This window comes from Sporosarcina sp. HYO08, assembly GCF_001563475.1.
In the GTDB taxonomy this organism is placed as follows: Bacteria; Bacillota; Bacilli; order Bacillales_A; family Planococcaceae; genus Sporosarcina.
This window is the reverse complement of record NZ_LPUT01000023.1, coordinates 269,761-282,227: the sequence shown is the minus strand read 5'-3', so window position 1 is coordinate 282,227 and position 12,467 is coordinate 269,761. Positions and strand designations below refer to the sequence as shown.

Annotated in this window: 11 protein-coding genes; 8 read left to right on the top strand and 3 right to left on the bottom strand. The window is 41.6% G+C overall.

Annotated features, from left to right (window positions below):
* Positions 1-97: 97 nt before the first annotated feature.
* Both AU377_RS08380 and AU377_RS08375 read right to left on the bottom strand, forming a co-directional pair.
* Positions 98-289 (bottom strand): hypothetical protein, encoded by a 192-nt coding sequence (locus tag AU377_RS08380; RefSeq protein ID WP_067406856.1) that lies wholly within the window; start codon positions 287-289, stop codon positions 98-100.
* 162 nt (positions 290-451) lie between these two features.
* On the bottom strand, positions 452-649 hold the full coding sequence (locus AU377_RS08375; RefSeq protein ID WP_067406853.1) for a hypothetical protein: 198 nt from the start codon (positions 647-649) through the stop codon (positions 452-454).
* Positions 650-855: 206 nt separating this feature from the next.
* Between AU377_RS08375 and AU377_RS08370 the strand changes: the two genes are divergently transcribed.
* On the top strand, positions 856-2,325 hold the full coding sequence (locus tag AU377_RS08370; protein WP_067406850.1) for a YdiU family protein: 1,470 nt from the start codon (positions 856-858) through the stop codon (positions 2,323-2,325).
* A 19-nt stretch (positions 2,326-2,344) separates the two neighbouring features.
* Here AU377_RS08370 and AU377_RS08365 read toward each other — a convergent pair whose 3' ends face one another.
* On the bottom strand, positions 2,345-3,664 hold the full coding sequence (locus AU377_RS08365) for a hypothetical protein (RefSeq protein ID WP_067406847.1): 1,320 nt from the start codon (positions 3,662-3,664) through the stop codon (positions 2,345-2,347).
* A gap of 323 nt (positions 3,665-3,987) precedes the next feature.
* Between AU377_RS08365 and AU377_RS08360 the strand changes: the two genes are divergently transcribed.
* The 7 genes from AU377_RS08360 to AU377_RS08330 all read left to right on the top strand — a co-directional run bounded on the left by AU377_RS08360 (position 3,988) and on the right by AU377_RS08330 (position 12,250).
* Positions 3,988-5,523 (top strand): AbgT family transporter, encoded by a 1,536-nt coding sequence (locus AU377_RS08360; RefSeq protein ID WP_067406844.1) that lies wholly within the window; start codon positions 3,988-3,990, stop codon positions 5,521-5,523.
* A gap of 81 nt (positions 5,524-5,604) precedes the next feature.
* Positions 5,605-6,906 (top strand): amidohydrolase, encoded by a 1,302-nt coding sequence (locus AU377_RS08355; RefSeq protein ID WP_067406841.1) that lies wholly within the window; start codon positions 5,605-5,607, stop codon positions 6,904-6,906.
* Positions 6,907-6,924: 18 nt separating this feature from the next.
* Positions 6,925-8,355, top strand: coding sequence for a M20 family metallopeptidase (locus tag AU377_RS08350; protein ID WP_067406838.1), 1,431 nt, complete (start codon positions 6,925-6,927; stop codon positions 8,353-8,355).
* Between the two features lie 202 nt (positions 8,356-8,557).
* On the top strand, positions 8,558-10,330 hold the full coding sequence (locus AU377_RS08345) for a sulfatase-like hydrolase/transferase (RefSeq protein WP_067406836.1): 1,773 nt from the start codon (positions 8,558-8,560) through the stop codon (positions 10,328-10,330).
* A gap of 142 nt (positions 10,331-10,472) precedes the next feature.
* Positions 10,473-11,126 carry a GGDEF domain-containing protein gene (locus AU377_RS08340; RefSeq protein ID WP_067406833.1) on the top strand — a complete coding sequence of 218 codons (654 nt, stop codon included), beginning with the start codon at positions 10,473-10,475 and terminating at the stop codon, positions 11,124-11,126.
* Between the two features lie 100 nt (positions 11,127-11,226).
* Entirely contained in the window at positions 11,227-11,538 is a 312-nt protein-coding gene (locus AU377_RS08335; protein ID WP_067406830.1) for a hypothetical protein, read from the top strand.
* 139 nt (positions 11,539-11,677) lie between these two features.
* Positions 11,678-12,250, top strand: a complete 573-nt coding sequence (locus AU377_RS08330; protein WP_067406828.1) for a cupin domain-containing protein — start codon at positions 11,678-11,680, stop codon at positions 12,248-12,250.
* Positions 12,251-12,467 lie beyond the last annotated feature (217 nt).

Sequence of the window (12,467 nt, the reverse complement as noted above, 5' to 3'; positions counted from 1 at the left end):
TACTTTTATTGTCGAAGGAATCTTGCATGACACATAAAAAATAAAGGCTTGCTGTCTAAGTAAAAGACAACAGACCTTTCCATCGGTATAGAAGCTATTATATATGTTGAAGTAAGAGGACAACAACTCCAAGTACAAGTGCTGACGAAGCAAGTATTTTTTTCGGGAATATAAAAGTGACTAATCCTAACATAATTGCAACGCTGCCTAATTGGGGGTCAAAGAAAAATCCGCATACCGCCATCATAATGCCGAGCCATCCAGTCCAGAAGCCCCAAGACTTCATCATTTGTCAGAACCTCCTTTTTTGTAACAACTTGGACAAGTTGTCGATCTTGTACTTGTCTACTATCTTATGAACTTATCTAGGTTCTTATGAACTTGCTAGTTTTATTTCTATAGAAAAAGGCTTGTTGTCAAAAGTAGAGACAACAGGCCTTTTTATATAGAGCTAGTGTATATATGGCAGTAAGAATGCGACTAATCCGAGCACAAGTGCCGACCAAGCGAGCATTTTTTGTGGAAATGCAAAAGTAACTAGACCTAATACGACGGCTGCTCCGCCTAACCAGAAAGGATCATAAAGCAATCCAGCTACCGCTAAAATAATGCCAAGCCATCCAGTCCAGAATCCCCAAGATTTATTCATCTGTCAGACCCCCTTCCACCAACAACTAGGACAAGTTGTCGATCTTGAACTTATGTTGTATCTTATGAATTTGGTGCAAGGGTGGGGTGATGAAAACACCTATTGTTCTAGTAAAATCATTTCTCAAGCCACAACTAAGAATTTTAATCGCGGATTGGGATAAAATAAAGACAACGACAATTAAGATCTAGGCAAAAGGAGAAAAAATGACAAAAAATCAAAACAAAGCAGGCTGGCATTTGCAAAATAGCTATGCGGAACTGCCTGCACTATTTTATTCGAAAATGAAATTACATCCAGTTTCGTCACCAAAGTTAGTGAAATTTAACGAATCATTGGCGAAGACATTGGGATTAAATGCGCAAGCCTTAAAAGAGGAAGGACAAATTGATATATTGGCAGGTAGTCAAGCACCTCAGCATGCCGAGCCGCTTGCTCAAGCTTATGCTGGGCATCAATTTGGCCATTTTACAATGCTTGGCGATGGACGGGCGCTACTCATTGGCGAGCAAATCACACCCGATGGAGACCGATTTGATGTGCAGTTGAAAGGATCTGGCCGGACGCCTTATTCGAGGGGCGGAGATGGTCGTGCTGCACTTGGCCCGATGCTTCGGGAATACATGATTAGTGAAGCGATGCATGCGCTAAACATTCCGACGACGCGAAGTTTAGCAGTTGTGACAACTGGGGAACCGGTTTTTCGGGAAACAGAATTGGAAGGTGCTATTTTAACAAGAATTGCGGCAAGCCATTTACGCGTCGGCACTTTTCAATTTGCGGCGCAATGGGGGACGATTGAAGAGCTTCGTACGTTAGCGGATTATGCGATCGAACGGCACTACCCCGAAGTAGCATCACATGAAAGCCCATACTTATCTTTTTTACAAGAAGTGATGAAAAGACAAGCATCGTTAATTGCCAAATGGCAGCTTGTCGGTTTTATCCACGGCGTCATGAATACCGACAATATGACGATTTCGGGTGAAACGATTGACTACGGACCTTGCGCGTTTATGGATACGTACGATCCGGATACAGTGTTTAGCTCAATCGATGTGAATGGCCGCTACGCGTATGGCAACCAACCGTATATCGGCGGGTGGAATTTGGCGCGTTTAGCGGAAAGTCTCATTCCTTTATTGGATGAAAATGAGGAAAAAGGACTTGGAATTGCACAAGATACGATGTCGGATTACTTTGAAATATTTCAGGGGTATTGGCTTTCAGGGATGCGATCTAAATTGGGGCTATTAGATCAAGAAGAGGGGGATTCGTTATTAGTTGATAGCCTTCTTGATCTCATGCGAAAAAATGAAGCAGATTTTACGAACACTTTTCGTGCTTTAACAATTGAAAAATTTGAGGGAATGCCCTTGTTCGAGACGGATCAGTTTAAACATTGGCATGAAAAATGGCAAGAAAGGTTAACAAGGCAATCAAGGACGCAAGACGAAGTGTTTCAGCTCATGAAAAAGCATAATCCAGCGATTATTCCGCGCAATCACCGTGTTGAGGCAGCACTCGAAGCGGCAGTAGAACAGGCAGATTACAGTGTAATGGAAAACTTACTGGCAGCTTTGTCAAATCCCTATGCGTATACGAAAGAGCAAGATGATTATTGTACATTGCCACCGTCGACGGATGGGCCTTACCGGACATTTTGTGGTACTTAAACCAAACGTCCCAGCGCAACTACTCTTTGCGTTGGGACGTTTTTCGAAAGTCGATGCGATATACTTTTTTGGGGCGACCTCTTAACTTTTCTTGTTTTCGATAGATCGTTTCGGCAACACCTTTTTCTTCCAGCTTATTTAAAATCCGATTCGCTTGGCGAACGGTATGTCCTAAATGATGGGCGAGATCTTCTGAGGTCAGTTCGTTTGATTGGTTATTTGAAAGGACAGCTAGTATTTTCTGGATATGGAGACTGGAGATCTCTAAACGCTCGCTTAATCGCTCAATTTCTGGATCGACGGCAATGCTATACTCAATGCAAGTATCCATTCCAAGCGGGCCAACGACCTCTTCCTGGTCAATCATAGCGAAAGCGCAAGAAAAATGATGTGCAGCCGCTTCAGTATTGGCAATGTAGGCATCCTTTTTTGTTTGATAGAGTGTCGTTCCTACACTCCAGCCAATGTTCACTTGGAAGGGAAGTGCATTCGTTAAGTAGTGAATGGCGGAGCAATTTGTAAAATCATTTGTTAACTTTTTCAACTCACTCTGTGAAGTAACGACTTCAAAACCCTCACGCTTTTTTTGAATGATGGAAAAAGCTTTTGTTTGCTGATTAAACTCTAACAAAGCTTTGTGTAATAAAACTTGTGTAAAGTCTAGTTCACTGTCAGTCTCGTTTTTTAATGTGATGATCCCAATCGCCCATTGGTTTTCTTGCAGATGGGAGATTTGCAACTCGTGAATGATTTGCTGTAATTGCTCCCAAATCGATTTTGTAGATGGGAAGATAAAGGTATTAGGAATGCCCGCTTCATTTAATCGGTGAACGATATTACTTAAACGCGTAATGGCGTAATCAATTTTTCCTTCATGCCAAAGTGTTAAATGTTTTTGCAATGTTTTTTCATAGATTTCCTCAGAATACTCCGGTTGCATCGCATAAGGTCTTTCGTCTTCTGCTAAGACTTCATACAAGCCAAACGCATTTTCATTGTCATCTAAAAAATCAATAAAAACTCTTGAAAACTGCAGTTCTTTATATTGGTTGCGGATCACAAATAGGTGTTTATAAAAATCGCCCTCCGTAATTTCTAAGTAAAAAGTTGGTGTAGGCAAATCCTCTCTATGCTGCAACAATATTTTATAAGCCAGCCTACCGCTAAAAAGGATACCATCATAGTACAAATGGTGCTGCTCGTATAATTCTACAATTTCTTTAATTTGTCGGTACGGAATAAATGTTAACTCACAATCATTTGGCAAGTATGATTCGACTTGTTGAATCATTTTAATGGAGTGGCTTGCTGTAATAACCCCAATTTTAAGCATTTTCAATCCGATCCTTTCCCGAAAAATCCATTAATTTTAACTATACTAAAAAAACTCAAGAGTGTTCAATCATAATTGAGAAAATCATAATGTTTTCAGTAGTTTTTAGTAGTATTTAGTAGTTTTCAGGAAAAGTATGATTGCAATCTTAAAATGAGCCTGTTATACTTCTTTCATGACATGTCTTAAATAGGTCTAAAAATAGTTTTTTACGACTACAGTGTCGTAGTTTTCAAAATATTTTTTTCATCATAATGAAAGCGCATTCATCTATTAAAATGAACCTGGCCTGTTGATAAGGACAGTACTTAAAACATTGGAGGTAAGATATGGAAAGATCTACAGTGAAATCTGAAAAACAAGGATTCTTCATTCGATTTTTAAATGGCGTTGAAAAAGTTGGAAATAGACTACCTGATCCATTCATGCTATTTGTCTATTTGGCAATCGCAGTTATGGTTGCATCTTTTATTTTCGCACAATTTAATGCATCGGTTATTCATCCTGGCACAGGAGAAAAACTAGAAATTAAAAGCTTAATTTCGGGTGAAGGTTTGCAATATATATTATCATCCATGATTACGAACTTTACAGGCTTTGCACCTTTAGGGCTTGTTCTTGCGATGATGCTTGGGATTGGATTAGCAGAAAAAGTTGGTTTGCTCGAAACGGCCATTAAAAAAACGGTTTTAAAAGCACCTAAAAAATTAGTTACATATGCAATTGTTTTTACTGGGATTATGGGGAATTTAGCTTCCGACGCAGCGATGATTTTAATCCCACCGCTTGCGGCAATGGTATTTTATAAGCTTGGTCGTCATCCGCTAGCTGGTCTTGCCGCTGGGTTTGCGAGCGCAGGTGCTGGATTTACTGCAAACTTATTAGTCGTTGGAACGGATGCGCTGTTAGCAGGAATTACGACGGAAGCTGCTAAAATTATTGATGAAACAGTCATCGTCACACCGGTAGACAACTGGTATTTTAACATTGCATCTGTTTTTGTCTTGACAATTGTCGGCGGACTCATTACTGATAAAATTATCGAGCCGAAACTTGGTAAATTTACCGGAGAAGCCGTATTAAAGGCTATGGACGAAGATTTGCCGAATGCAGGTAAAGGGCTTCGTAATGCAGGTTTAGCAGGACTCGGTTACATCGCCTTACTGCTGCTTGTTATTTTCTGGCCTAACTCTCCGCTTCGCAATGAAGATGGCGGTATGATCCCTTCACCATTTTTAACGGGTATTGTGCCAATTATTATCTTTTTCTTCGTAACCATTGGCGTTGCCTACGGGTTGACGACTGGCACGATAAAATCGACAAAAGATGTTGCGAAACATATGAACACATCTATTCGCGATTTATCGGGTTATATCGTACTGATTTTTGCGGCATCTCAATTCATTTCTTATTTTAACTGGTCCAATATTGGTACATGGATTGCGGTTAATGGTGCAGAATGGTTAAACGAAATCAATTTAACAGGCATGTGGGTCATTATTGGCTATATCCTGTTCACGGCTATGCTAAATTTCTTAATTACTTCTGGTTCAGCAAAATGGGCGATGGAAGCACCTGTATTTGTGCCGCTCTTCATGCAGCTAGGGTACCACCCAGCATTTACACAAGTCGCTTACCGGATTGCGGATTCTTCAACAAATATTATTACGCCGTTAAATGCGTATTTCGTTGTGATTTTATCGTTCATGCGCGAGTATGACAAAAAAGCTGGAATTGGAACATTAATCTCCTTAATGCTTCCTTACTCCATTGCATTTCTTGTCAGTTGGATTCTTATGATCCTTGTGTTCTTCTACGCTGGCATTCCATTTGGACCAGGCGTGACGCCATTCTATACACCTTAAATTATGTACATTGACATGGCGTACTGTTGCGGATAGACCGTAGCAGTACGCCATTTTTTAAAATATGTGGGGGTGGAGTTTATGGACAAGCAACAACAGAGTAAAGCACTCCAGCAACAGCTGCAATACTGGAGGCGCGACTTTCATCAATACCCAGAAATTGGCTTTATGGAAATACGGACGGCATCGCTCGTCGCTCGCTATTTAGAGGCGTTAGGGTATACGGTTTACGCAGGGGAAGAAGTGATGAACCGAGAAGCGAGAATGGGAGTGCCGGATCAGGCTGCATTGGATGCACATGCAGCGTGGGCAAGAGAGAACGGTGCCGATGAAAAATGGTTGGAACGATTGACGGATGGCCTGACAGGTGTTGTTGGTGTCCTTGATACGGGAAGACCGGGTCCAACGGTTGCATTTCGTGTAGATATGGATGCACTTGAAATTCAAGAAGAATTGTCACCCGGCCATCTTCCGTTTGACGAGGGATTTGCTTCCGTGAATGAAAAAACAATGCATGCTTGCGGTCATGACGGTCATACAGCGATCGGAATGGGGCTTGCTAAATTGCTCATGGAAAATAAAGATTCGCTCAACGGGGTAATGAAGTTAATTTTTCAACCTGCGGAAGAAGGGACGCGCGGTGCAAAATCGATGACAGAAGCAGGTGTTGTTGATGATGTGGACTTTTTCATTGCCACACATATTGGGACAGGTGTTCCAGTTCGTCATGTCGTCGCGGGAAATGCAGGTTTTCTAGCCACGACGAAAATGGATGTGGTATTTAAAGGGAAAGCTGCTCATGCGGGGGCAGCACCGAATGAAGGGCATAATGCATTAGTAGCGGCCTCAACGGCAGTGCTCGGATTATATGGAATTCCTCGTCATGCAAACGGTGCATCCCGCATTAACGTCGGTGTGTTAGAAGCTGGGAGCGGACGCAATATTATCGCACCGCAAGCGTATTTACAGATTGAAACGCGCGGGGAAACATCCGAAGTGAATGATTATGTGCGTGGGCAAGCTTTATCGATTTTAACAGGTGCGGCTGCGATGCATCAAACAGAAGTTGACATAGAAATCGTCGGTGAAGCGGTGAGCAGTACACCAAGCGAAGCGTTAGTGGACATCATTTCCGAGGTGGCCAAAACGATACCGTATATCGATCAAGTTATTCCGATAAGTGATCAATCTGCCGGTTCTGAAGACGCCACTTATTTCATGGAAAGAGTGAAAGAACGAGGCGGTCTTGCGACGTATGTGATCGTTGGGACGAATTTGGCGGCGGGACATCATCATGAACGGTTCGACTATGAGGAGGATGTACTGCTGACTGGTGTCGATCTATTATTCCGCACCGCAAAAGAACTGGCAAAAAGTAAATGAAAAGCAGGAGGGATATAGGTGAATGATCTTCAAAAGATAGTACAATTAATAGAGGAAAAGAAAGAGAAATGGATAAATGTAAGTGAACAAATTTGGGATTTTGCGGAAACGCGCTTTGAGGAAGTGCAATCAGCGGCGTTACTTTGTGAAACGCTAGATTCCGAAGGTTTTCAAGTCGAAAAGGGACTCGCCGACATGCCGACAGCCTTTGTAGGCAGTTATGGTTCTGGCAGTCCCGTTATTGCGTTTTTAGGAGAATATGACGCGCTTTCCGGATTAAGCCAAGAAGGTGGCACGTCAAATGCCTCACCGATTGAACAAGGCGGAAATGGACATGGCTGCGGGCATAATTTGCTCGGGACAGGCTCATTAGCCGCTGCAGTCGCATTAAAGGATTTAATGGAAAAAGAAGGATTAGAAGGAACGATTCGTTACTATGGCTGTCCGGCAGAAGAAGGCGGTTCTGGCAAAACGTACATGACACGCGCAGGCATTTTTGATGATGTCGATTTTGCATTATGTTGGCATCCATGGTCAACGAATGAAATTTTTACAGGCAATTCACTTGCAAACTATCAAGTTTACTATCGTTTTAAAGGGAAAAGTGCTCACGCAGCGGCCGCTCCGCATCTTGGCAGAAGTGCATTAGATGCAGTTGAGCTAATGAACGTTGGTGTGAACTACTTGCGTGAACATATTATTCCTGAAGCACGGGTTCACTATGCCATCACCAATTCAGGTGGTTTCTCGCCGAACGTCGTCCAAGCTGAGGCGGAAGTTTTGTACTTAATTCGTGCGCCTAAAACACCACAAGTCCAAGAAATTTACGAGCGGGTGTGTAATATCGCAAAAGGCGCAGCCTTAATGACAGGGACGGAAGTTGAAATCATTTTCGATAAAGCTTGTTCAAATCTTATTCCAAATAAAACAATTGAAACGAAAATGTATGAAGTGTTTAATGAAATTGGTGTGCCGGAATATAGTGAAGAAGAGCTTGCATTCGCCAAACAACTACAAGCGACATTGTCAGCGGCAGATATTGAGAACGACATGGGGAAAATGCCAAAAGAAGTTGCGGCTCAATTAAAAGGAAAAGCAATGGCAGATGTCCTTCATCCTTATGATGCGGTAGCTGAACCAACTATTTTCGGCTCGACTGATGTCGGGGATGTCAGCTGGGTTACGCCAACCGCTCAAATTTTTAGTGCTTGTTGGGTAATTGGTACACCTGCTCATACGTGGCAAGTTGTCTCTATTGGGAACACGTCCATTGCCCAAAAAGGAATGTTAATGGCAGGGAAAGTAATGGCAGGAACGGCGCTCGAAATGCTGAGAAATCCAGAGCTAATTGAAAGAAGCAAAATAGAACTAAAAGAACGTCTCGGCGACGATGTGTACAAATCTCCAATTCCAGCCCATATTTTGCCTGCGAGCAATGAGAAGAAATAATAGGGTAGCACAAACCTGGAACATGGTTTGTGCTATTTTTGATTTTAGTATATGTAAAACAGATAATTTGGTTTTTCTAAATCGAGAATAGAGAGGTGCACTACGTAGTTCGAAAGTACAACTTTAAAAACGTCACGGCGAATGACACGACTTCTCTTCTTTTCTCATATGATAAATAAAGGAACGAAGGGGAGTGGTTAGCATGGATAAGAAAAGAAATCAGCGATACCCTCGTCGGCTAAAACGTCCTAATATCCTCTTTATTATCGTGGATCAGGAACGTTATCCTACTGTCTATGAATCAGAAGAGTTAAGCAAATGGCGCAAGGAAAACTTACAAGCGCACCAATGGTTGCTGAAACATGGGATGGAATTTCAAAATCATTACGTTAGCAGTACGGCATGTGCACCGAGCCGGACAACATTGTTCACTGGACAATACCCATCGCTTCATGGCGTTTCTCAAACACCCGGCGCAGCCAAAGGATCTTTTGATGCCGATCAATTTTGGCTCGATCCGAACACTGTGCCAACGATGGGCGATTATTTCCGTGCTGCTGGCTACGATACGTACTGGCAAGGCAAATGGCACGCTTCAGAAGCAGATATTTTAATACCAGGGACGCATAATGCATTGCCAAGCTATGATCCGTCTACTGGTGCACCTAGTTTGGCGAAAGAAAATCATTATCAAAAGGCGAATCGATTAGATGAATACGGCTATTCTGACTGGATAGGACCAGATCCCCACGGTGCCGATCCAAGAAATTCTGGATCATCCGCAGCTATTGGCACGAGCGGCCGCGATGAAGTCTATTCGGCTAAAACTGTAGAATTAATAAAAAAATTACACGATCAGGCGTCTAGTGAAAAGGATCATAAACCGTGGCTGATCACTTGTTCAATTGTAAATCCGCATGATATTGCGTTGTATGGGATCTTTACAGCCGTCTCATCCAACTACCGTTTTACCGTCGATGACACACTTCCTTATATACCGCCCGCCCCCACCACGTTAGATTCATTACTTGAAAAACCGCAAGCGCAAGCTAGTTATCGTGATACGTATCCGAAAATGCTGCAGCCCATTATTGATAATAACTTTTACCGTCAACTGTATTTTAGTTTAATGAAGCAAGCAGATGCTGAAGTGATGAAAGTATTAAATGCTCTTCAACAATCCCGTTTTCACAAAAATACGATCGTTGTATTTATTTCAGATCACGGTGAATTATTGGGGGCGCACGGCGGCTTGTATCAAAAGTGGTATAATATGTATGAAGAGTCGATTCATGTTCCGTTCATTATATCCAATCCTATTTTATTTCCTCAACAAGCAAGTACAGATATGCTAACGAGTCATGTGGATGTACTGCCTACTTTGCTAGGTCTTTCGGAAATTAACGTTCACAAAGTCCAGCAGATTCTTTCTAAAGATCATACGGAAGTACATTCGTTCGTTGGGCGAAATTTAAAGCCGCTTGTGAAAGGATATGGGCATTTTTCAAGAATTAACGAACCCATTTACTTCATGACGGATGATCATGTATCAAAAGGATTGCGTCAGGCGAATGCAGTGACTGGTAAAGCGTATGAATCGGTCATACAGCCATGTTCGATTGAAGCAGTAGTGGCGATGCTCGAAACAGGCAAAAATGGCCGGAAGGAAAAATGGAAGTTTGGACGGTATTTTGACAATCCGCAATTCTGGACCAGTCCAGGGGAAAGCGATGCGATTTTGAATAAAAAGGATTGTACAACACAGAGAAAAGAACAGCCCGTGCTAGATGAATTTGAATTGTATAATTTAACGGAAGATCCTTTAGAACAAAAGAATTTGGCAGATCCAATGCATTGTACAAAAGAAACAATAGAAGTGCAGCGCGTTTTAATGAAAATACTTAAAGCAGAGCGTAAACAAAAAAGGCTTCAACCAGTAAGTGGATCAGTTCCGGGGGCGTTTACTGGTGAGTGAACGAACTAGGTGTCAGCGGCACCTAGCTTACATAAAATGCGGCAGTACTTTCCTCATGAGTGGCTAAATAAGTAACATACAGGACAATTGTCTTAGGTTATATTAAAATAATAAGTAGTTTAAAGAAAAAGAGGGAGCGGCTATGGGGTATAGGGGAAGAGTTTTTTCGATTTTAGTTGTGGGATTATTTAATATTTTGCGCTATTTTTATTACCATCATTATATGGACGTCCAATTTCAAACTGATTTTTTTATCTTAACAGTAATTTTTCTGCTCGTTGCTTGGTGGTGCGGAAAACAATATGACTTTGCTAAATATTACGCTGAAAAAGATCCTTTGACAGACGTTTATAATCGGCGTTCCTTTGAGAAGGCGCTGAAAAGATTTAAGACGAACTACCAAAGAAAAGGCCGACAATTTGGTGTTGTCATGATTGATCTTAATAATTTTAAAAAAGTCAATGATACATATGGTCACGAAAAAGGTGACGAGCTATTGCGTCATGTTTCATGCATATTGAAAAAAATTACAACGAATGAAGATTTTATCGCTCGTTGGGGCGGTGACGAATTTATTATACTCATCTCTCGATTGTCTCCAAACGCATCCAATGATTTGATTAGAAAATTGGAGCAAGAGTTCTCGGCTACTGCGTTCATTCCGAATTATTCAATTGAGGCATCGGTTGGACTTGCAGTTTTTCCGACACATGGAAGGGATGTTGATGAACTTATTCGCTATGCTGATCTTACAATGTATAGGATGAAGGACTATGGACTTGGGGGTCTTTCTTAGACGCTTATAAAATGGAACTGTGCTTGAACCCATTGTCCGAAACCTTCATATACTAAGTTCAGTATCATTTCGTTTGCAAATGGGTAAGGGGGAATTTCAGTTGACAAGAGAGTTCCCATTGTTTGAAATTGAAGAAATAGGTGCCCGTTCTGGCAATGAATCGTCCCCACAGGCCGGTGATAAAATTGCGTTATTGGGGGCAGCTATTTCGGCGTTTGGGGATATGGTGGCCGTTATAGGGGGAATCATTGCGATTCAGGAAGATCAAATTTCTGATCAGCAGCAAGCCAAACAGACAGCGGATCTTCAAAAACAAATTGATGAATTAAAAAAGCAGCTTGATCAAAATGTATCTAACTCAGAGACGTCAAATAAACTATTGTTACAAATCCTTGATCGGCTCGATCGGTAGGTAGAAGAGATGGAGTAAAGCGCTTTCCTGAACCAAGGAACAGCGCCTAATTTCATTTTAAGAATCATGCATACTTCAGTGCCATTCCCAATAGTAAACGCATAGGATAACTCGACGAACTGCGAAGGGATTGAAAGAAATGTACAATTATCCATATGGGTATCCCTATCAGTATCCTTATTACGGTTACATCCCCATGTACCACTATGGAAGACAGGTTGGTACCTTTCCGGATAGGGTCGTGTATGCAAATGGATTGGATTCTTTTTACGTAAATAACGACGATGAAAATATGATGTTAAAAGATTATGGCCCCAATCCGTATGTTGTCAATATCGATGAAGCAGCGGAGCAAAACAATACATTTCGCACTGCTTTATGGACAGGGAAACATTTGCAAGTTACGTTAATGAGCCTAAATGTTGGCGAAGAGATCGGTTTAGAAATGCATCCTGATGTTGATCAATTTTTGCGTATTGAACAAGGCCAAGGAATTGTTCAAATGGGGAGAAGTAGGGATCGTTTAGATTTTAGAAGAATGGTTGATGATGATTCCGCAATTATGGTTCCTGCTGGAACATGGCATAATCTAACGAATACAGGCAATGTTCCGCTAAAGCTCTACACCATTTATGCACCTCCGAACCATCCATTTGGAACGGTTCATATGACCAAAGCGGAAGCAGATGCTGCAGAAGAACACAATCACTAAAACGAAGAGCTAGGCACCATTGTACATTTAATGTGAGCCTGGCTCTTTTAGTCATGTCTAGTGTGAAGAGGCGCATTATCCTAAAAGTCGTTCAAATAGTACCAATTGTATGGTTAGACCGCATTTATCTTGTTTTATAATTATACTTATTCAATATTCATATACCCCTAAATGACGAAAAATATTGAATTATCAACCTTTAGATGATTATACTAGA